Here is a 22,873-nt window from a genome sequence, read left to right as displayed (position 1 = left end):
CAATTATGAAGTCTAAAAGAGCGTTTTATGTGTCTACTAACGTCATACTATATAAAGTTACCCCTTCAATGATGCCTTTTTTGCATTTTATTGAATGAAATGGGCTATAATTCATAAAAATAGAGTACCTTTGCATCTGGATTTCATCTGCATGGCTTTATGTTAACAGAAACAGGCAACATAAAAACGGATCAAGAGCATCTGACCATCCTTCCAAATGTAGACTTGGGGATTGGGAGAATCAGAAAACTCTTGTGTTGGTCAGAAGAGCATGAACCTTCTGCTCTTGCTCCTTATCTGCCATGCCTCTTTGAATACATTGCTTTCAGTGAAGGAGTGGTCATTCCGTTCTTTCAGGTTCTTCATGCGAATCTTAAGAAACACATTTATAGTCTCTATGTATATCTGAGAGACAACGGCAAAGAGCCAGAATCTTTTTTGACGCACGATGAAGCCTTTGACTTCTTATGCACATTAGGACATACCGACACCCGTAATATCATTGACCACTACAACAGACTTCCATCAAATGTTTACACAAGTGTCATAAACTCTATTCAGGCCCAGGACAAGACTGCATTTATAGCAGCATTAAAAGAAACAGACTGCCAAGATCTAATGGGAATATTGTGGACGATGCGCTATCTACTGTTTGGAATCAAGAGTGAAAAGGACGTTAGGATAATCAAACGTGGCAAAAAGATTCAGTTGGAAAATCTCTGGCTGACAGATACTGGGTTAGCACCATTTTTCAGAAATATCCCGAAAGAGGAAGAAGAACAGTTCGCCGTAGAAAGGATAAAACTTCTTTGCGGATTCGACACAAAGAGCTTTGCACGCAGACATCGGATAGGTAGGCAACAATACAACTGTGATACAATTGCTGAGACAAGACCATATACCCATTATACTGATAGTAAGAGAAAGCCTTGGAAGCAGTTCTTGTTAGAGTCCGAGAAAGAAGGAACCATATCAATATCCCTTTCATCCATTACATACAACTGCAAAATTCAGACTTACAAAATCCTCCTGTCTGCATTAAGGAGCCACAAAAATGAGATAAGCCAGCGATTCGGAAATGCTGGAGGCAAATCATTCGCTGCTGCTATCGAGCAAAAATGGGAGAATGGAGATTGGGATTATGTGGAATTGGAATGCCAAGACTTTCTGGACTTCATAACCTTATCCCTTCATCAAATGAAATCCGTCTATCATATGGTCGATGGATTGCTCAGTGACGAAGACAAGGATTTACTGAACTGGATTGTGTCATTATACACTGATGATGAGCAACAGACAATTATAGTGGAAGAGCATCAAGACACCAGGCACGAAGATCAAACTTTTGATGGTAACGATAGCATATTCTTAAGGGAGAAAAGGTATGTCACGGTTCTTAACTCAAAACTTAAAGGAAGCAATAGCGAAGAGAAGGATAGAGAACTACCCAAATGTCTGTCTCTGCTATATGACGAACTGACGAAAGAGGGACTTATAGATACGACTTCCTCCAAGTCTCTTTTTGTATATCGTTTCAGCGGACAAGGAGAACCTTATCCACCTTCTTCCAAAATAAACTGGAGAGGAAAGAATGTTCTGTTAGGTCATATTATACGATGCCTGTTGTCAGATGCAAGAAACACTCCAGAGGACATGGGCATAGCAGCAGAGTTCTTTGAGTCGAAGACTGGAAAGCCTATAAATCCAGCCACAGCCAGGTACGTTTCTGTGAACAACTACGAAAAAGAAAGGAACAATCTGGATCCTAATTTTGTGGAAGCAGTAGAGCTTCTTCGCCGTTGTGGATTTATCAACGTAGAATACACCACAAAGCGGAGATAATCACTCTTGAACGGTCAAAAATCGTGCTTTCACCAAGATTCCACGTTAAACTTTCATAAAAGAAAAACGGAACCTCAAACGGAACCTCTAAAGATGAGAAAAACAAAACCCGCTGAAAATCAGCGGGTTTCAATTTAATTAAGCGGAGAGAGAGGGATTCGAACCCCCGGTGCCTCTCAGCACGGCGGTTTTCAAGACCGCTGTAATCGACCACTCTACCATCTCTCCAAATGCCCGATTGCTCAAAAGCGAGTGCAAAGGTAAGGAAAAGTTTTAAAACCATAGCAACATTTACAACAAAACAGCAAAGAGTTAATATTTTTTAACAAGAAAGGCACGTTTTAAAGCCTTGTTTTACCAAATTATAATCGTACCTTTGGCTTCACCGAAGGTACTTTCGCTCGGAAATGAAAAGAAAAACGAGTTTTCCTTTTGCATTTCGCTCGCTTAATCGTACCTTTGCACACAAAACTAATAGATATGGGAAAAGGGAAGCTGGCAAAATTTGCTGATATGGATAGATATGAGAACGTTTTTCAATATCCGTTCTCAGTCATCAGCGACGTGCCATTCGAGATGCGAGGGCACTGGAACGAACAGTATTTTAAGAACAATAACCCGATAGTACTTGAACTGGGATGTGGCAAGGGTGAATACACAGTAGAGTTGGCAAAGCTCTATCCGCAGATGAACTTTATTGGTGTGGACATCAAGGGAGCACGCATGTGGACAGGTGCTACGCAGGCTCTGAACGAGGGATTGAAGAATGTGGCTTTCCTGCGCACAAGCATTGAGATAATAGACCGTTTCTTCGCAGAAGACGAGGTTTGCGAGATATGGCTGACGTTCAGCGACCCACAGATGAAGAATCCACGCAAGCGCCTTACAAGCACATATTTCATGGAACGATACCGTCGTTTCCTCGTAGATGGAGGCATAATACATCTGAAGACCGACTCAAACTTCCTGTTTACATATACCACTTATATGGTGCAGCACAATGAGCTGCCTGTGCTTTTCCGCACAGAAGACCTCTATCATGATGAGCGAATAGACGACGGTACACGCAAGATACTGTCTATCCAGACATACTACGAGTCGATGTGGATTGCCCGTGGGCTTAACATAAAGTACATGAAGTGGCTGCTGCCCCGTGACAAGGAGCTCGAAGAGCCCAACGTTGAGATAGAACTCGACGATTACCGCTCATATCACCGATCGAAGAGAAGCAGTCTCGAAACAAGCAAATAAACACAGTGTCCTCCAACAGTTTCTTGTCAAACTATGGGGGACGCTTCATTTTTATTGAAAACTATTTGGTAGGTTCAAATAAATGATTTATCTTTGCCACTTAGAAAACCTAAAAAGAAAAACATCAGTCTGAAAGACGAATAGTAGAAACCATGCGAAAGACGAACTTCATATATAGAGCTTTCGACCTATACTACGATGGGTTCCGCAGCATGACGCTGGGGAAAACGCTTTGGCTAATCATTATTGTGAAGCTGATTATCATCTTTGCAGTACTGAAATTGTTTTTCTTTCCAAACTACATCAGCCAACATGCCGAAGAGGGCGAAGAAGGTGCGTTTGTGGCTTCGGAACTGATAAATAGAGCTGATAATCCATAAATAGCACAAATAAATTTTTCAAAGAAAGAAGAAACTTAAAACCAATAACACTATGCAAAACGTACTACTGACCATTGATGCAGGCGCGATAGACTGGTCGCGCGCGCAATTTGCACTAACAGCCATATACCATTGGCTATTCGTTCCACTGACACTCGGCCTTGCAGTCATCATGGGCATAACCGAGACGTGCTACTATCGCACGAAGAAACGCTTCTGGAAGGATGTATCGAAATTCTGGCAGAAGCTTTTCGGAGTTAACTTCGCCATGGGTGTTGCAACAGGCATAATACTCGAATTTGAATTTGGCACAAACTGGTCGAACTACTCATGGTTCGTGGGTGACATATTCGGTGCGCCGCTTGCCATTGAGGGAATACTGGCTTTCTTCATGGAGTCAACATTTGTTGCCGTGATGTTCTTCGGATGGAAGAAGGTGTCGCCAGGATTCCATCTGGCTTCTACATGGCTCACAGGACTTGGCGCAACGATATCAGCATGGTGGATTCTTGTGGCAAACGCATGGATGCAATATCCCGTGGGATGTCAGTTCAACCCAATCACCATGCGCCATGAGATGGTGGATTTCTTCGCTGTGGCGCTGTCGCCTTTCGCTATAGACAAGTTCTTCCATACGGTAATCTCGGCATGGATTGTAGGAGCCGTGTTCGTGATGGCTGTGTCATGCTGGTTCCTGCTGAAGAAACGTGAGCAGAAGCTGGCTGTTGAGAGCATGAAGATAGCAGCCATTGTAGGCTTCATAGCTTCTGTAGGCGCTGCTGCCACAGGCCACAAGTCAGCACAAAGCGTAGGTGAGGTGCAGCCCATGAAGCTGGCTGCCATGGAGGCACTGTATAACGGAGGTACTGATCAGGGACTGACAGCAGTGGCATGGGTTAACCCGTTCTGTCAGCCTGACTATGAGAACGAGGAAGAGGCACCACTGAAGGTGGAGATGCCTTACGCTCTGTCGTTCATGGCTACAAACGACATACATGGTTTTGTGCCAGGCATAAACGACATACTTAACGGATATACCAAGCCAGACGGCACAAAGGAGCCATCAATAGACGAGAAGATCAGGCGAGGACAGGACGCCATCATTGCACTGGCCACCTATCGTGAAGGTGTGAAGATGGGACTTCCGGAAGAGGTGCTACGCGAACATTTAGGAACGCTCTATGGCAACCTGCAGTACTTTGGCTACGGCTACCTGCGCGACAAACACGATGCTGTGCCGTTCATACCTGTGAACTTCTGGTCGTTCCGCATCATGGTGGGACTGGGATGTGTGTTCATTCTTTACTTTGCCATCATGATAATCATGTTGTTCCGCATTCCGCTGCTGTCTGTCATAACACGCCGGCTGTTTGCTGCTTTCAACATAATACCAGAGACAGAGGCTGACTCAAACAATGTCACTGCCCTACCCGCCTGGCACTACTGGACAGCCATTGTACTCGTGCCACTGGCCTATATAGCAAGTGAGAGCGGATGGCTCGTAGCAGAGTTCGGTCGTCAGCCATGGACCATTCAGGACATGCTTCCCACATGGGCAGCCGTGAGCGACCTCAACTCAGGAAGTGTCATGATTACTTTCTTCCTCTTCCTCATTCTGTTCACCACAATGCTTGCCGTAGAGATAAGCATACTGCTGAAGCAGATAAAGAAAGGTCCCGACCACAGCAATGCTAACGAATAATGAGATTTTTTTAGACAGGAACACATTAATATAAAAAAGATACTGCTATGACATACGATTTCTTACAACACTACTGGTGTTTCATAGTATCACTATTGGGTGCCATATTGGTCTTTCTACTTTTCGTGCAGGGAGCAAACTCTGTGGCACGCTCACTGGGATATACAGACGAGGGCACTCGCTTAGTATATAACTCTACAGGACGCAAATGGGAGTTCACGTTCACCACACTCGTCACCTTCGGCGGAGCGTTCTTCGCATCGTTCCCGCTGTTCTACAGCACATCGTTTGGTGGCGCCTACTGGCTGTGGATGCTCATTCTCTTCACCTTTGTTCTTCAAGCGGTGAGCTATGAGTTCCAGAACAAGCTGGGCAACTTCCTCGGTCCGAAGACATTCCAGTTCTTCCTTACGCTCAATGGTATTCTCGGCCCACTGCTCCTTGGCGGTGCTGTAGCAACATTTTACGAGGGTTCGAACTTCATCATTGAGAAAGACAACCTTTTAGGAGGTGACGGCATAACACCTGTCATAAGCCATTGGGCAAATGCCTCAAACGGTCTTGATGCCCTGCTCAATCCCTGGGTACTGGTATTTGGACTGGCTGTGATGTTCCTCGCACGTGTGCTTGGTATTCTCTACGTTATGAACAATGTGGCAGACGAAGACATACGCTCACGAGGCAGTGTGCGTCTCTTAGGTTCGGCCATTCCATTCCTTATTCTCTTCGTAGCATATGTTGTGCATCTGCTGCTGAAGGATGGATTTGCCGTTGACCCAACGACAGGCGCCATATACATGGAACCATATAAATATCTGCACAACTTCATAGATATGTGGTATCTGCTCGTGATATTCCTTGTTGGCGTGGTGCTCGTACTCTTCGGCATAGGAAAGACAGTATTCTCAAAGAGTTATATAGGTGGCATATGGCCTGCAGGCATAGGCACAGTGCTTACAGTACTTGCCTTGTTGCTCTGCTCAGCATGGAACAACACCGCTTACTATCCCTCAACAGCAGACCTGCAGTCATCGCTCACGCTGACAAACTCATGTTCGAGCGAATTCACACTACGAACAATGTTCTATGTATCATTCCTCGTTCCGTTCGTACTTGCATATATCATTTATTGCTGGAGAAAGATTGACGCGAAGAAACTGGATAAGGATGAGATAAAGAACGATCATGCATATTAAATAATATCAAGGAAAGAAAATGAAAAGACTATTATGGCTGCTACTGACGCTCGTCAGCCTAAGTGTCAGCGCACAAAGCGCAGACAAGCTCTACGAAGAAGGCAAGAAAGCCTATGATGCGAAAAACTACACTGCGGCATTCCCCAAACTGAAGACTGCAGCAGAGAAAGGACACAAGAAAGCGCAGTACAGGCTGGGACGCTGCTACGACAAAGGCTACGGCACAACAAAGAATGAGCAGCTGGCAGCACAATGGTATGAGAAAGCAGCCAATCAGGGCTATGCAAAGGCTCAGTATCAGTTAGGCAAGTGCTACAAAGACGGCGACGGTGTAGAGAAAGACCGCAAGAAAGCCTTTGCCCTGTTCAAGAAAGCTGCTGAACAAGAGAATGCCGACGCTGAATATGCTGTTGGCAAGGCATACCTTAAAGGAAAAGGTGTAGCAGCAGACAAGGCTCAGGCAAAGAAATGGCTGAAGCGTGCAGTGAGCAACGAGAAAGGTGGAAAGGATATTCTTGCAGAGCTTCGAAAAGAGGCTTCGGAGGGTGATGAGGATGCCAAAGCCATCCTAACGCTGATAGGCAAATGAACACCCTACGACAAGGACAATTTACTCAAAGTGGGTAATAATATCCTTTGTAGGCACTTTATCCCATGAGAACTGAGCCACAAGTTCCTTAGCGCTGACGGGGTCTGGCTTTGGCTGAAGACCTGCAAGAAAGGCTAAGAGGCCTAATAGTTCCGAAGATTGATAGCGCGACCGCAGTGACCCAATGTCAAGACTGCGGTCGCGTTTTGATAGTCTCTGACAATCGGAGTTACACAGCAGTGGCAGGTGTATGAACTGGGGAGAGGCGAAACCTAACAGACGTGCCAAATACATCTGCTGAGGTGAAGAGAGAAGAAGGTCACGGCCACGCACTACTTCAGTAACACCCATCAATGCATCATCAACAACGACAGCCAGTTGGTAAGCCCAGGCGCCATCCTTACGACGTATGATAAAGTCACCAACCTGTTCTGTGAGATTAACGCTAAAACATCCATAGTGACCATCGGTAAAGGGAATATCCTCATCGGGCACTATAAGCCTTGTGGCAGCAGCCTTACCTGGCTGTGGTGGCAGGTTACGACATGTGCCACGATAGACCACACGGCCATCGGTCTCATGAGGAGCCTGAGTAGCCAACAGATCGGCACGAGTGCAGTAACACGGATAGGTCATGCCTTTCTCTGCCAGCTCTTCAAAGTAGCGCTCGTAGATTTCAGAACGATCACTCTGATAGACCGGCTCACCGTCCCACTCCAGTCCGAGCCAACAGAGGTCGTCCATCAGCATCTCCGCATACTCACGGCGTGAACGCTGAGGGTCAATATCCTCAATACGCAACAGCCACTCTCCACCCTTACTCTTCACGGAGAGATAAGAGAGGAGAGCGCTGAAGACATTGCCAAGATGCATCCTTCCTGTAGGAGAAGGTGCAAACCTTCCACGCAGGATGGAAGTATTATCAGTCATTATAGCACTCGAAGATTTTATCAACAATGTTTCTGTTCATCTTCGGAGACAACAGGCTCACAATCCATACGACAGGGAAGCCGCCAAGCATTGCTATAGCGCCACAGTCTATTGGGTTAATAGGATTGCCTGCCAACATGTTAACCACCGTAAGGCCTACGCCCCAGATGAAGCAGGCCCACACAGAAACTGTTGTAACGCCACGCCAATAGAGTCCCAACATAAACGGAGCAAGGAAGGCTCCAGCCAAAGCGCCCCAGGAGATGCCCATGAGCTGTGCAATGAACGTTGGCGGGTTGAGGGCTATCATAAGCGAGATGACAATGAAGAATACTATCAGCACGCGCATGACGACCACCTTGCGATGCTCAACCTTCTCTGACACCTCAGCATTAATTTCACCATCCTGCACCTCACCAGGCAGTGACTTCTTGTCACGATAGATGAGGTCAAGTGTCATTGTTGAACTTGACGTAAGCACGAGCGATGCCAATGTTGACATAGAGGCAGACAACACCAACAACACAACAAGAGCTATAAGAGCTGGAGACAGCTGTACCAACATTGCAGGTACAATGGAGTCGAAAGCTATCTTGCCATTTGCAGCAATGACTGGGTCATAGAGGCGTCCGAAGCCACCAAGGAAATAGCAACCACCTGCCACAACGAATGCGAAGGCGGTAGAAATGATGGTTCCACGCTTTATGGCACTCTCGTCAGTTATGCTATAGAACTTGCCTACCATCTGAGGCAATCCCATGGTTCCAAGAGATGTCAATACGACAACACCCAACAGTCCCCATGGATCGGGTCCGAACCAAGAGGCGAAGCCACCATTGACAGTAGCATCAGCATCAGAAGGAAGAACAGACAGTTTCTCTACTGCTGCCACGAGTCCACCCTGAGCATTGAGCACTGCAACTATAACAGCAACAATACCGAAGAGCATTATGATGCCTTGTATGAAATCATTCATAGCCGTGGCCTTGTAGCCACCGATAATAACATAGACAGCAGTTAGCATTGCCATGATAACTACGCAGTATTCATATGGGATGTTGAAGCCCATCTCAAACAGTGTGGAGATGCCTTTATAAACACCTGCTGTATAGGGGATGAGAAACACGAAGGCAATGACTGAAGCAACAACACGCAGTCCCTGACTATCGAAACGTGTGCCGAAGAAGTCTGGCATGGTGCGGCTCTCTATGTGTTGGGTCATCAGCTTAGTGCGGCGTCCCAAAAGGAGCCAGGCAAGTAGCGAACCAATGACTGCGTTACCAACGCCTATCCAAGTGGAGGACAATCCGTATTTCCATCCGAACTGTCCTGCATAGCCTACGAAGACTACTGCTGAGAAATAGCTCGTGCCAAAAGCGAAAGCCGTAAGCCAAGGACCAACGGAACGTCCACCAAGCACAAAGCCATCAACACTACTGGCCTGTTTGCGTGAGTATAATCCCACGCCAACCATAATAATCAGAAAAACAACTGTTAGGAGAACTTTTATTATCATCGTTTTTGTTTTTTAGTTTTTTATTTTTCCTCGATTAAAAGGCCACCTGCACCTGTGCCTGCAGCCAGTTATAATCCTTTGAACTTATATGCTGGCCACAGAGACAGCGGGTGTACTGCAACTGAAGACGACACTTCTTGTAATACCAGTACTGAAGACCCAACGTAAAATTAGTCTGGTCCCATCCGTCAATGTCAACATTGCGATCGAAATATTCGCCAGAGGCCACAACATCAAGAGCATCGACAACAGGCACGCACAGAGTCATATAACCACCACGGCTCTTCACATTCCCATCTTTACCACCAAGCCATTCAGTACGAAGACTGGCAGGACGCGCATCCTTGTATTTGCTGCCAGTATAGGCTTTTGTCTTATACTCCAAGCCAGCAGAATAGCGATTTCGCTTATAGTTATCGCCAGCCTTGATAGTGGGGTTCCAAGCAACAGTCTTATCATTAACAGCACAGCCTGTTCCAAGATAGCCAGAGCCAACGACACGGAAGCCATCAAAAGGACGCAGCTCAAGTTTGGCAATGAAATCCTTCTGATTGTTCAGGTCTTTGCGATTGATGCCTTGTCCGCTCATGAGTGCCAGCTCATAATGGACGAAGTCCTTAAACAGGTCACCATATACCATGAGACCTTGATCACGACCATAGTTCACACCGTTCAATGGGTCGGGACCCTCACCAGCCAGATAGAGGACTGCCTGAGAATAGACATCAATCAGCTCTAACTGAGTTGGCGACAGAGGGTTCTCCATAGAGAAAGAGTGCTTAAACTGTCCGAAACGTACAGTCAACGACTTATCGTTGGTGACACGATAGTCAGTATAGAATTCCTGAGGCACACTGTTGAAGTCATGCATAAAGAGAAACGACCATCGGTCAGTTATACGTGCCTTTGCCCAAAGAAGGGTTCGTTTCAGATTATAGGAGTTTGTCTTCGTGCCATTAGGATCCTGATATGACCATCCTGCCTGTGCATAACAATTAAATGTTATGCGACTCGTAAAATCTTTTGTCCAATCAACGTCATTGCCCTGCTGAGCGCTGACACTCTGGCTTGTACATACAGACAGCAGCACGACTGTCGCCAAATGTTTTAATAGTCCTTTTCTCATTTTAAAATATGAATATATATCAGTTATTGTTGCCAAAGAATTGGTTTTCTATTCATTTCGGCTGCGAATATACAAACATTTTCGCAATAATATGCAAGAGTAGCAAAGAAAATTGCAAAAAACAAAGCAGCATGTTGCTTTATTTAATTTTTATGCAACACGCTGCTCAAATTATAGGTTATATTGCTTCAAACGAAGCGAAACAAGCAATTACAATTTCACCTCGGTCTTCGAGCCATTATAGCTTACAGTCTGCTTAGTACCGTTGGGAAGTACGATAGTAAAGTTACGCGAAGCAAGCATACCAGGATACTCACCCTTACGATCACCAATGGTCAGAGTGTGGCTACGGTCATTCCACTGGAACGTAATGGTAGAGAAGACGCCCTTCTCGTAGTTGTAGTTATCGCCCTCGTCTTCGTAGAGAACGAACTCGCCATTGGCACCAGGATATATGCGCAGCTCGAGGTTATCCCAAGATTTCTCACCTACATACTGCATCTCAGGGCCAAGAGGCAAAATGCTGCCGGCACGTACGAACATAGGCACACGGTCGATGGATGTCTCGAGAGTCACGTTCTGTCCGCCTTTGTACTGCTTACCTGTCCAGAAGTCATACCACTGAGCGCCCTTTGGCAGATACTTCACGGCTGTTTTATTGGCTGTAAAGTCTATAGCTCCAGCAGAGGTTCCATCGGTGGCAGTCTTGCTATTCCAACCTGTCATCGCATCAGTGCGGATAATCTTCTCCTCAGTATATTGCGCCTTTAGGATAGGTGCAGCAAGAATGCTGCGTCCAAACATGAATTCGTCGGCCATGTTCCAAACCTGCTTGTCGGCTGCGAAGTCGGCAAAAAGAGGACGCATGTAACTGTCGTTGTTATTGGTCACCTGCCAAGCGATGCTATACAGGTAAGGAAGCAAACGATAGCGCAGACGAATCTGCTTCTCAATGGCGTCATATATTGGTTCGCCCTTCTTACCAAACTGCCATATCTCGCGAGGAGCCTCAGTACCGTGACTACGGAAAACAGGGCAGAACAGTCCATACTGCATCCAGCGCACGTAGAGCTCCTGGAACTGTGGGTTCTTTGGTGCCGACTCCTTACCGCGAGTGTTATAGGAGCCACAGAAGAAACCACCGATATCAGTATTGAAGTTGGGGTTACCTGTCAGTGTAAAGCTAAGTCCGGCAGGCACCTGCTTGCGCAGCATATCCCAAGAAGAGTTCACGTCGCCACTCCACATATTTGAGCCATAGTGTTGCTGTCCGGCAAACGATGAACGGGTCATGATGAACACACGTTTCTTCTCTGCTTCCTTGCGCTGTGACTGATAAATGCCGCGAACAGTGGCCAGAGGGAATGCGTTTCGCTGTGAGCGCCAAGTACCGCCATAGACCTTATGATTATAGTCACTCTCCTTCGGATTGAAGAAGTCGGGATCGGTAGAGTCCATCCACCAAGCATCAGTGCCGTAGTCGAAGAGGGTCTTCAGGTACTTCCAGTAGATGGCACGTGCCTCAGGATGGAAAGCATCATAGACACGAACACCTGAAGGAAACTTCATGATGGGAGGCCACACATGGGAGATGCCGCTCTGGGGCCATGTCTCAATGGGCAACAGCAAGCCTTTCTTTTCAAGCTCGCGGAACTGCAGTGTCATAGGTCCGAAGCTCGCCCAGATGGAAATCATGAAATGGGCATGCTTTTTATGAACATTCTGAATCATCTGCTTACCATTACTGAAGTCCTCAGCAAGGAAGTCCATAGCGTTCCACAGGTAGTTAGAGCCCCAGTACTGCCAGTCCTGAATGATTCCGTCGAGGGGCACATTATGGGCACGATACTGGTCAACAATACTTTCTGTCTCCTTTGCACTCTTATAGCGCTCCTTAGACTGCCAGAAGCCGTAGGTCCACAGGGGGAACATGGGCACATCACCGCTGAGGTGGCGCATCTGTGCAATAACGCCATCGGCACTGCCTCCGTACATAAAGTAATAGTCCACGCCTTGACCTGCCTCAGAGGTAAACGACATACCTTCAGCATTGTCCTCGAACACCGTTGGTGAGTAGTTCTCCCAGTAGAGGCCCCAACCCTTGATAGACTGCAGCACATTCTGGAAGTCCTCGAGGTTTGTCTGCTCCATGCGTTTCTTCTCACCTCTACGGTTCATCTTACCATTCTGAATAGTGCCCAGACCGTAGATGGCCTCATCCTTATCAAGGAAGAAAGACTGACTGACCTCAAACTCTCCTGTGTTCTTGCGTATAAGACTCATGCCCTTTTCCTTCAAAAGCACCTTACCCTTATTCGTCATGAAAACAAGGGTCTGTGTCTGAGGTTCGAGCTTAACTGTCAGTTCACTGGTCTTCCAAGTGTTACCCTTCTTGGTTACCTTTACGTCATCGGGCTTCGCAATGACAACAAGACTCTTTGTTGCATCGCCCTTGACAACGTGAACGATTGAGGGAGTGAAGAACTCAATCTTCGTCTCCTGAGCCCCGCAGACAATACTCACCAGCAGGGCGAAAGCTGTTAATAGTTTCTTTTTCATGTTAGTTTAGTTAGGTAAAACTGATGATTATTTCAATTTCTTATTCTTCTCAAAGGTCCAGTCCTTGCGACTTGCAATACCAGGCTTCTTGCCAGTGAACATCTTTGCAGCCTCTTTGTCACCCTTCAACTGCCAGTCGAGCCATGCGAGAGCTACGATGCTGAACTCGCCACCGTGGGGCTGACGATAAGTGCCACCATGACCTACAGGGAAGTTTGCAATACATGCAGGCACGTGCTTGATGAGACGGTAGTCATCCATGCCATTCTCATAGGCAATGTCTTCCTTACCACCCATAATATAAATGATAGGTGTATGGATTTCCTTCAGCTTCGCTTTCTCAGGCATTGGCATGCCACCCATAGCCTGATGAGCGTTGGACTGCTTGAACAGGCCGCTGTTACAGATCATCATTGTAGAGATGCGAGGATCAGCACAGTTATAGAGGGTCTGCAAGCCACCGCACGACATGCCAGAAGCACAGATGTGCTTTACGTCAATCTTCTGATAATAAGGTGAGTTAGGATCGCTATTCTGCGCGATGACCCAGTCGATGCTTTCTATCTGCTGCTGAGCAGAAGACATAGGACCATTGTAGGGGATCTCCTCCATTGGGATGAAGCCAGTAGCCACAACGAGGTAGCCATGAGAGGCAATCTCGTTGAGGAACTTGAAGTGCTCCCATGGTGAGTTGGTGCAGGCACCGTTACCCCATACAAGTACAGGGAGAGGATTGGTCTCATTGAACTGAGAAAGGTCTTGTGGCACAAATACTGTGTGGGCAGGCAGCGAAGGCTCTTCTTTCATTATAGCCTTGAAAGCGCCAGTACCTCCCTGTTCCACTACTTTCTGCTGGGCAGACTCCTTCAGGAAGAAGTCGGTCATCTGCTTAAAGGTCTTCTCGTTGAATGTCACAGGACCATGCTGACCCTTTGGCACTGTGATGAAGTTCTCAAGACAACCAGCCTTCTTTAGTGCAGCAGAGAAATACTCACTCTGGCAGTGGGGCACCACATTGTCGGCATCGCCGTGAATGACGAGGAACTTCGGATTATGGTTGCATACATAGGTGATGGGGCTGATGAGAGCCACCAGTTCGGGATTGTCCTTGGGAGCGCAGCCCATCAGTGCTGCCTCAGGACTCTTCTCGTCCTTCACAGTATTACAGTTCTCCATGTGAGCCATATCGACAGGACCGAACCAGTCAACAACAGCATCAACACAGCTCGAATAGTCGAGGTTTCCGCCTACCCTACCCTCAATATCTACGGTAGTAGAGCCAACGGTATATTTCTTCAGTCCATTAGTAACACCTGCAAGCGATGACAGATGACCACCACTGCTGAAGCCAGTGATGCCAATGAACGAGGTATCGAGCTTATACTCGGCAGCATGGGCACGTATGAAGCGAATAGCCGCTTTTACATCATGAATCTGAGCAGGGAACTTTGCATCGCCACTTGAACGGTGGTTGATGCTCACCACAGCAAAGCCGGCATCATTAAGTGGTTTGCCAATAGACATGTATGCCATCTGCTTGGCATTGTTTGAGAACCACGCACTGCCATAGATGATGACCACTACCTTGTACTTGTCCTGCTTCTTCTCAGGCAGGTAGATGTCGAGACGATGGGCTTCCATACGGTCACCGGCATAGTTTATATCCTTGAAAGTAGCATTGTTGGCAGGCATCTTAAAGCCTGCAGGAGCCTGTGCGTTACCAATAAGTGTCATAACGCACATAACACAGAAAAGAAGTAGTTTCTTCATTTTCGCTAAATCGTAATTAAATGGTTTTATAATATTGGTTGAAGTCTCGAATTCTTTATCTTACCATCACCTTTTTTCCACCTATTATATATATATTAGGGGATTGAAGAGTTGACATGACTCTACGGCCATCGAGGGTGTATATCGCTTCTGAACAGTCATTGACAGGTTTATCACGCATTGGAGTATCAATGCTTGTCATGATATTCTGGTGACGAAGGGCCGAACGTACGGCACGCCAAGCTGGTTTACGCGTCATGCCAGAATCGTAAAGCAACGGACTGGAAGCGCTGCGCCAGCTATCATTGTCTTTCAGTCCCCAGATAACCATGTAAGGACAGTTATCGTTGTGGAGCATAATGTCGGTAACAACACGATATAAACGAGCCTGTTCCTCAAAGTCGGCTGAAGAGGTATTCTTCACGCCCATATCGAGCTCAGTGATGACACACTTCAGATTCATCTCGGCGAAACGCTTGAAAGTCGCATCGAACTTAGCAGAATCGACCTCATCAACAGAGAAATGACACTGAAGACCGACACCATCGATAGGAATATTTCTATTCTGCAGATGCTTCACAAGGTTTGCGAAAGCCACAGACTTAGCCTTGCCTTGATGTTCCACATCATAGTCATTGAGATAGAGCAATATGTTTGGATCAACACGGCGAGCATATACGAAGGCAGAGTCTATATAATCATCACCGATAGCTCGCTGCCACACGGTTTGACGCAAGGTATAGCCCTCTGGATTAGAACGGATGATGCTCTGGTCATCGTCCAAACACTCGTTGACAACATCCCACTCTTTAATGCTTCCCTTGAAATGGTTCATCACTGTGGTGATATGATCCTTCATGATAGCCAGAGCCTCGCTGCGACTCCAGTTCTTGTCGTTTTTCTTTCCGTCACTGCTCAACCACTGAGGCTGTTGCATGTGCCAAACAAGACAGTGGCCACGAACCTTCATGTTATTGTTATTGGCAAGGCTAACGAGATTATCGGCTGCCCACCAATTGTACTCGCCACGATTAGGCTGTAGGGCATCCATCTTCATCTCGTTCTCAGCTACCATCAAATTGAACTGACGACCACCTTCTTCAAGGTCGCTGTCAAGTCCCTTATATGTGCAGAACGCAGCACCAATCAGCTTGCCACACTTCTGAGCATAGTAACGAAGAGTATGGGTATCCTTGGCATCGTCGATACCGTCATCGTAGTAAGGACCCATTGTAGAAACGTCAGGATTATCTGGATTGTCAGGATCATCTGAATCATCAGCATCCTTTAGCGACACTACGCGAGCTTTCAACATACAGGTTCCATCGTTTACTACTTCCTCAAGTTCCCAAGTATATCGGCCTGGCTGACGAAGATTGAAGTGCCATGCGCCAGCAGCAGAGACCATAGACTTAGCCGTAAGCAGCACAAACTCATCACCTACGGAAGCAGTAAACTGTTCGTCGAGGACAAGCTGAATCTCTGGCATCTTTTCACTGGTAGAGAAGTCTTCACAGGTATTGAAGTATTTTACGTTTCCGTTAATATCCAGCAAATCGTGGTTCTCTTTACTGGAAATCTTAAAGCGTAACACCGAAGAAGGATGTACGAACAGATGAGTAGAACGCGATGCAGCATAGTTTTTGAGGGTAAGAGTACCCACACCGTCATTGCCAGGTTCTATCGTGCCGTAATTATCCACATGACCAGCAATATTACCTGTACCACCTAAGACACCATTACTGAACACATAGGCAATAGCCTCAGTATCACTATTCTTTGCTCCCAAGGCACCACGGTAGTTCTTCGTAGCAGCCTCACTAACATTGTTATTGACAAGCACACGACCATTAAGTACTCTGAGAGCACCGTTTAGGTAGTTCTGGTTACCCGTTATGCGAAGCGTTCCTGTACCTTCCTTGATGATACCCAGAGGGGTGTCGTCGCGATAATCGGAAGGACGGATTAAACCGGCAAGCGTTGCATCGGTGTTCAGACAGCCCAAGAGATAATAAGCAGCACGTTGGTTTTTCATATAGCCCTGAAGCGTAGAGCCTTCCTCCGTCTGCAGCTCACCTATGCGGAATCCTGCACCTGCTGTGTTTGCCTCGCAACAGATAGTGGCACCGTTATGGAGCGTCACATGGTTGTTGGCCATTGAACTATTCACCTTACCAGACTTTATGGCATCCTCGATGTTCTCAGGCGAGAACGATTTGCCTCCGTGAGCCAGTACAACTCCCCAGAAGCCTGCATTAGTAGCATTCGCCTTAAATGGATAAATATGGATATCACCTGTATATCCACTCCAGTTAGGCCATGCTGCACCTTTTGAAGTACCTAAGTAACTACGCTCACCACCTGCATAAAGATTCATACGGCCTGTACCAGTGATGGTACTGCTGAAATAGCAGTAGCGTGCCATTTTCACATTGACGGTATCACCTGCAGAGATGGAGAACGCCGTATTGTATGTAATATAATTACTTGAAGTATTGTTACCACTGAAGTCGATAGTACGCTCGCCCGCAGGAGAAAGGCTACAGAAGCTGAAATAGGTAGGCTCGTCATACTTGGCAGGAGAAGCATCCTTCAGATACTTACCTGTGCCTACATTCTTCAATGAGAAGCCCTTACCCTCTTCATATTGGATAGTCCAGACTGCTCCATTCTCAATGTCCTGTCCGTTCTGCTCCTTCAGTCCAAGGATAAAACAGCAATCCTTATCAGCTGGCTGTGTGTTAAGATAGCCAGGACTGCCCCATATGCTGTAGTCAGAACCGTCGGGCTGAACGAGCCTTAACAGATAGCTTCCAGAGACGCTACTCTCTTCCAGCTTGAACATATAACCAGTATTAGTATTGACAAAAGCCTTGTTATAGACATCATAATTCAGATTTTGCTCAGTAGAACCAAAGAGTGCCTTGCCATCCTGTTCGTTTACGATAGCAAACCTATCACCCATGAGCTGAGATACAGAAGAGAAACGGAAGCCTAACACGTCAGATTCGGCATGAATACCGAGCATGCCTCCAAAACAAAACAAAGCTATTGTTATAAAAAAGCTTCTCATATTATTAAGTTATTGAATATCAGGATATTTCTTTTTAGAAACACTTATTTAAACTGCCACCAGTCAAGACGAACATCACCGTTTGTATTGCTGAAACAAATGTAAAGATCGTGAACGCCAACAGCATTCTTTACCTTTGAAGAAAATGCACGATACTTGTTCACTGAGCCCGTGTTCTTAACAGTAACAGTGCCTATGACAGGTCCGTCAACGCTGTCAAGACGAAGTGTTATTACTGCTGTTCCCTCAGCAGATGCGGTAATACTGAACGACTTTGCGCCCTTATCAGACTTTCCTGCAGAGAAGTCAACACCACGCAGACGGATATACTCGCCGTCATTTATGTCGTAGATATACATATTACGCTTACCAGTAGATGCTGGCATATCAGCAATGACTCCAGTGTTGGTTATGTTCATCTTTGATGACTTCAATCCGAAGCCCCAAGCCATTGTCTCTGCCTCAACACGACGATAAGGATTCAGCCATTGGAGCTGCTGCATAGGCTTCTGATCAAGCCAGTAAGGCACTTCCTTTATTGTACCGTCTTCGTTATATGTGATCTCAGTAGCAGTCACCGAACGACGCTCGTGATGCTCAAAGGTTTCGAGATGCATCAAGTCATAGTTCTGGCCGAACACATAGCTGTGTCCCTTATAGTCGCAGATGCCTGGATGATTACCACGGTCTCGCTGGGTAGGGCGCATGATATATCCCTTTGTCTCCCATGGACCTGTAGGATTCTTGCTCATTGCATAGCCGAGAGCTTCAGGACAGCAAGTAGAAGCGTATGCCAGATAATACCAGCCATTCTTCTTATAGAGCCATGGGCCTTCCTGATAGCGATCAATATGCGGAAGTTTTGTTATACCGTTAGAAAGGCTTGCTGCCGATGGCTTGTCCTTCTTCACTGAAACCATGTCGTCGTTAAGCTCACACCAATAAGTATGTGGGTTGCCCCAATACATGTATGTTTTGCCATCATCATCAGTAAACACTGTAGGGTCAATATCGTTCCAGTGCTCCTTCTGCCATACAAGAGGTTCTCCAAGAGGATCCTTGAAAGGTCCGTAAGGTGAGTCACTAACAAGGACTCCGATACCATGGCCATGAAGAGGAGCATAGAGATAGTACTTGCCATTGTGCTCAACAGTCTGAATGGCCCATGCGCCATTGTCACGACTTCTCCAAGAGAAATCCTTCAATGATGCCACGGCGCCATGCTCTGTCCAGTTAACCATGTCTGTTGTACTCCACAACAGCCAGTCGTACATATAGAAACCTGCAGAATTTCTTTCATTGGGATCAGGAATATCTTCTGGTGATGCATCGTGAGATGTATAGAGGAACAGCGTGTCGCCTACAACAAGTGGTGAAGGGTCGGCAGTGAACTTTGTCTGGAAAAGAGGCATATTCACCTGTTCCAGGCCTTCCATCTGCCACCAGTCGAAATTAAAGAGTTTAGGTCCCTTACGACCTTTGAATACAAAGTAGAGGTCATGGATACCTGTGGCATAGGCTGTGAGGTCTATAGTGATATTTTGCCAGTTAAGCCATCCGCCAGTGCCAGGGACATTTACCTGTCCAAGCATCTTACCACCAATACTGTCAATACGTATCTCTATCTGTCCGCCACGGAGTCCGCTTGCCACACGTGCATTGAACGTACGAGGAATGCGCTGACCAAATTCAACATTCTGCAGCTTAATGAAGTCGCCATTATGAATATCGGACACATAGACACCTAGTCCGTTGCCATTCTTTCGTTCTTCGCCATTCAGTTGCCACTGTTCTGTCTTCACTCCTTTTGAGAAAGCCATAGTCTCAGCCTCAACACGCTGGAAGGGATTAAACGTTGCGATGGGCTTCACGCCCTCATCTGTAGGAAGGATGGTTGGAAAACTACCGTCAGCATTATACTTAAACTCCTCAACAGCCACACTACGACCGAAGCCGCCACCCTTAGGCAGCTTTCCTGTGTGATAGAAGAAGTAAGAGTGACCGCGGAAGTCAGCTACGCCACAATGGTTAGTGAACGATTTCGTATCAGACAGTGGCATTATCTCACCTGCATATTTCCATGGTCCTTCAGGCTTATCAGCAGTGCTGTAAGAAATATGCTCAGGCACTCCACCTGCAGCATAGAGAAGCTGATATTTTCCGTTACGTTTCGAGAGCCATGGTCCCTCAACGTATGAGTCCTTGTATTTTTTTCCTTTCTCACGCTTGTTCATGATAGGACCGCCAAAAGCCTCTTCTGTCATGTCGAGCCTACCCAGTTCTCCTGAATAGGAAATCATATCGCGATTCAACTTCAGATAATAGCATTGAGGATTACCCCACATTAACCATGCCTGTCCGTCATCATCAATGAGCACTGTAGGGTCTATATGATCCCATGAGCCATTCTCGAACAGGGGTTTTCCAATGGCATCACGGAAAGGACCTGTTGGAGAGTCAGCCACAGCTACGCCAATAGCCATTCCCTTAGAAAGACGAGAGTGAGCGCATATGTACCAGAAAAATTTTCCGTCACGTTCGATACACTGCGAAGCCCATGCGCGATCATCAGCCCATGAGAAGCTCTCCAATGCCAGGGGCGAGCCGTGGTCCTGCCAGTTCACCATGTCGTTTGAAGAATAAATACGCCAATCCTGCATCCAGAAGAAATCTGCATCATCTTCATCATGTCCAGTGTAAACATACATACGGTCACCATGGACCATAGGTGCTGGGTCACTTGTAAACCAGGTCTGAACAAACGGATTCTGGGCAGTGACTGCCATTGTTGCCATAGCACACGCTACGGTGCTTATAATTCTCATTCTCATCATGAAATAGTTTTGGTAGTAAAAAATCGGTTATTTTACGTTTCAGTTTTTATTATTTATAATAATCCGTGCAAAGATACACATTTTTTATTGTATTTTATGCTATTAATGTATCAGAAACTATAGTAAATGTTTCCCTATTTGCCCAGAATTGTATATCTTTGCACAAAAATTGGAAAAAGCATGAGGAAACTTACAATATTTTTTACATTACTGTTTGCACTTTTCATTACTTCGAGCGTTGACGCGCAACGCTCGAGACGCAAGGCAAAAGCAAGGGTACACCGAGTAATAAAACACCGAAAGTCAAAGAAAGCAGGAAGAATAAAAAGGGTAAAGCCAAAGCCCCCCACAATACACGAGAATCCATACCGTTTGTGCGAGGACACATGCAGTCACATCCACGGCATTGACATGAGCCACTATCAGGGCGAGGTCTTTTGGGATGCAATAGGTCATCACTCAGGCATATCCTACGTTTATCTTAAAGCTACTGAGGGCAGCGACCGTATTGACTCGCGCTACGAACAGAACATTTTCATGGCTCATCAACGAGGAATAAAGGTTGGCTCTTATCATTTTTTCCGCCCAAAGACCGACCTGTCGCTACAACTTGACAACTTCCGAACTCAATGTCTGGCAGCAGAACAAGACCTCATACCAATGCTGGACGTTGAAAGCACGGGGGGCATGGGACGCGAAGAGTTCTGTGACTCGCTGTTGAAATTCCTGAAATATATGGAAGACGCTTATCACCAGAAGCCATTGATATATACAGGACGCAACTTCTACAACAAATATCTTATTGGTAAGCTCAACGACTATCATCTGATGATAGCCATGTATACTGATGAAGAGCCTATACTTGCCGACGAGCGCGACATCTGTTTATGGCAATACACGGGGCGTGGCACGGTTCGCGGAGTCAGAGGTCATATCGACAAGAGCCGCTTCATGGGGAATCACACCCTTGACGACTTGAAGTTTATAAGATAATTATATACTTATCTCTCCTGAGCCGAGACAGCGATGATGCTGTTCATCGTAAATCACACAGAACTGCCCTGGTGCCACGCCATGAATTGGAGCATCAGCATGTACGACAAACGTTCCGTCTGACACCTTTTCCAATGAAGCAGGTAAATAGTCAGCAGTGTGGCGTATCTTAAATGTTATGCGGTTTGGTAGCGACTCACTTTCGAAAAGAGGTGTAAGATAATGAAAGTCTATGACAGGAAAATCCTGCTTATATGCTGTTGCAGGGTCATAGCCATGGCTTACATACAGAACATTCTTCTCCACATCCTTTTTTACCACGAACCAAGGACCGCCTCCAAAGCCCATACCTTTTCGCTGCCCTATCGTGTGGAACCATAGTCCACGGTGTTGTCCTATCAGTCTCCCGGTCTCAAGTTCAATCACATCACCAGGTTTCTCCCCAAGATAGCGACGGATATATTCATTATAATTAATCTTTCCCAAAAAGCAAATGCCCTGAGAGTCCTTACGCTTCGCATTCACAAGATGCTCACGCTCAGCTATTTGGCGCACTTCATCTTTCATATAGTGGCCTATAGGGAATAGAGCTTTTTTCAATTGCCAATCATATATCTGCGCAAGGAAATCGGTCTGGTCTTTCACAGGGTCAGGACTCGTCACCAACCACTTGCGCCCATAATCATCAATCTCTGTTTGTGCATAGTGTCCTGTGGCAATAAGGTCATAATCATGACCGCGCTTTTCATGGAATGCGCCGAACTTTATCAGTCGGTTGCACATCACGTCTGGATTAGGAGTCATTCCCGCCTTCACTTTTTCCATGGTGTAACGTGTCACATTATCCCAATATTCGCGGTGACAGTCAACAACTTCCAAGCGGCATCCATACTTATGTGCCACTGCCGTTGCCATCTCCATATCTTCCTCACTACTACAATCCCATTCTTCGGTTTCCTCAGGACCAATCTTAATGTAGAAACAATCGGGCTTAAGTCCTTTTTCAACCAACTCATGTACCACTACGGCACTGTCCACTCCACCAGAGAGTAATACGGCTATACGCTTATCGTTCAATGACTCTTCCATCATAAATAAAAGACAAAACAGGT

General features: G+C 46.3%; 15 protein-coding genes, 1 tRNA gene and 1 pseudogene. 7 read left to right on the top strand and 10 right to left on the bottom strand.

From position 1 onward, the window contains the following. The first annotated feature begins 159 nt into the window (after positions 1-159). On the top strand, positions 160-1,842 hold the full coding sequence (locus M1L52_RS08725) for a hypothetical protein (RefSeq protein ID WP_248612794.1): 1,683 nt from the start codon (positions 160-162) through the stop codon (positions 1,840-1,842). A gap of 143 nt (positions 1,843-1,985) precedes the next feature. Here M1L52_RS08725 and M1L52_RS08720 read toward each other — a convergent pair. Then, a tRNA-Ser gene (locus tag M1L52_RS08720) sits at positions 1,986-2,070 on the bottom strand. A 252-nt stretch (positions 2,071-2,322) separates the two neighbouring features. On the opposite strand from M1L52_RS08720, the gene trmB reads away from it, so the two are divergent. The 5 genes from trmB to M1L52_RS08695 all read left to right on the top strand — a co-directional run bounded on the left by trmB (position 2,323) and on the right by M1L52_RS08695 (position 6,960). After that, on the top strand, positions 2,323-3,093 hold the full coding sequence (trmB, locus tag M1L52_RS08715) for a tRNA (guanosine(46)-N7)-methyltransferase TrmB (RefSeq protein WP_248614540.1): 771 nt from the start codon (positions 2,323-2,325) through the stop codon (positions 3,091-3,093). A 152-nt stretch (positions 3,094-3,245) separates the two neighbouring features. Continuing rightward, positions 3,246-3,473 carry a DUF4492 domain-containing protein gene (locus tag M1L52_RS08710; RefSeq protein ID WP_248614539.1) on the top strand — a complete coding sequence of 76 codons (228 nt, stop codon included), beginning with the start codon at positions 3,246-3,248 and terminating at the stop codon, positions 3,471-3,473. Positions 3,474-3,525: 52 nt separating this feature from the next. Further along, positions 3,526-5,175, top strand: coding sequence for a cytochrome ubiquinol oxidase subunit I (locus M1L52_RS08705; RefSeq protein WP_248614538.1), 1,650 nt, complete (start codon positions 3,526-3,528; stop codon positions 5,173-5,175). A gap of 47 nt (positions 5,176-5,222) precedes the next feature. Next, a complete protein-coding gene (locus tag M1L52_RS08700; protein WP_248614537.1) occupies positions 5,223-6,371 on the top strand; it encodes a cytochrome d ubiquinol oxidase subunit II in 1,149 nt (382 codons plus the stop codon). A 19-nt stretch (positions 6,372-6,390) separates the two neighbouring features. Beyond that, positions 6,391-6,960, top strand: a complete 570-nt coding sequence (locus M1L52_RS08695) for a tetratricopeptide repeat protein (protein WP_248614536.1) — start codon at positions 6,391-6,393, stop codon at positions 6,958-6,960. Positions 6,961-6,981: 21 nt separating this feature from the next. On the opposite strand, the gene gluQRS is transcribed toward M1L52_RS08695, so the two are convergent. From gluQRS to M1L52_RS08655, 8 genes and pseudogenes are all read right to left on the bottom strand, one after another. Then, complete coding sequence (gene gluQRS / locus M1L52_RS08690; protein WP_248614535.1) at positions 6,982-7,890, bottom strand: tRNA glutamyl-Q(34) synthetase GluQRS; 909 nt, start codon at positions 7,888-7,890, stop codon at positions 6,982-6,984. Then, on the bottom strand, positions 7,883-9,406 hold the full coding sequence (locus M1L52_RS08685; protein ID WP_248614534.1) for a sodium:solute symporter family transporter: 1,524 nt from the start codon (positions 9,404-9,406) through the stop codon (positions 7,883-7,885). The genes gluQRS and M1L52_RS08685 overlap by 8 nt, the downstream gene beginning before the upstream one ends. Before the next feature lie 34 nt (positions 9,407-9,440). After that, positions 9,441-10,532, bottom strand: a complete 1,092-nt coding sequence (locus M1L52_RS08680) for a porin (RefSeq protein ID WP_248614533.1) — start codon at positions 10,530-10,532, stop codon at positions 9,441-9,443. Positions 10,533-10,742: 210 nt separating this feature from the next. Continuing rightward, positions 10,743-13,091 (bottom strand): TIM-barrel domain-containing protein, encoded by a 2,349-nt coding sequence (locus tag M1L52_RS08675; protein WP_248614532.1) that lies wholly within the window; start codon positions 13,089-13,091, stop codon positions 10,743-10,745. Between the two features lie 27 nt (positions 13,092-13,118). Beyond that, a complete protein-coding gene (locus tag M1L52_RS08670) occupies positions 13,119-14,861 on the bottom strand; it encodes an alpha/beta hydrolase (RefSeq protein WP_248614531.1) in 1,743 nt (580 codons plus the stop codon). 55 nt (positions 14,862-14,916) lie between these two features. Beyond that, a complete protein-coding gene (locus M1L52_RS16480) occupies positions 14,917-17,934 on the bottom strand; it encodes an endo-1,4-beta-xylanase (RefSeq protein ID WP_317231480.1) in 3,018 nt (1,005 codons plus the stop codon). A gap of 44 nt (positions 17,935-17,978) precedes the next feature. Further along, positions 17,979-19,346, bottom strand: a complete 1,368-nt coding sequence (locus tag M1L52_RS08660; RefSeq protein WP_248614600.1) for a family 43 glycosylhydrolase — start codon at positions 19,344-19,346, stop codon at positions 17,979-17,981. A gap of 30 nt (positions 19,347-19,376) precedes the next feature. Continuing rightward, positions 19,377-20,720 (bottom strand): annotated as a pseudogene (locus M1L52_RS08655) (glycoside hydrolase family 43 protein); the annotation flags it as partial. Between the two features lie 228 nt (positions 20,721-20,948). On the opposite strand from M1L52_RS08655, the gene M1L52_RS08650 reads away from it, so the two are divergent. Next, positions 20,949-21,761 (top strand): glycoside hydrolase family 25 protein, encoded by an 813-nt coding sequence (locus M1L52_RS08650; protein WP_248614530.1) that lies wholly within the window; start codon positions 20,949-20,951, stop codon positions 21,759-21,761. On the opposite strand, the gene mnmA is transcribed toward M1L52_RS08650, so the two are convergent. Further along, a complete protein-coding gene (gene mnmA, locus M1L52_RS08645; protein ID WP_248614529.1) occupies positions 21,762-22,853 on the bottom strand; it encodes a tRNA 2-thiouridine(34) synthase MnmA in 1,092 nt (363 codons plus the stop codon). Between the last annotated feature and the right edge of the window lie 20 nt (positions 22,854-22,873).

The sequence above is a fragment of the Prevotella sp. E13-27 genome (genome assembly GCF_023217965.1).
Taxonomy (GTDB): Bacteria; Bacteroidota; Bacteroidia; order Bacteroidales; family Bacteroidaceae; genus Prevotella.
The sequence above is the reverse complement of the archived record's forward strand: the minus strand, read 5'-3'. Positions and strand labels throughout refer to the sequence as shown.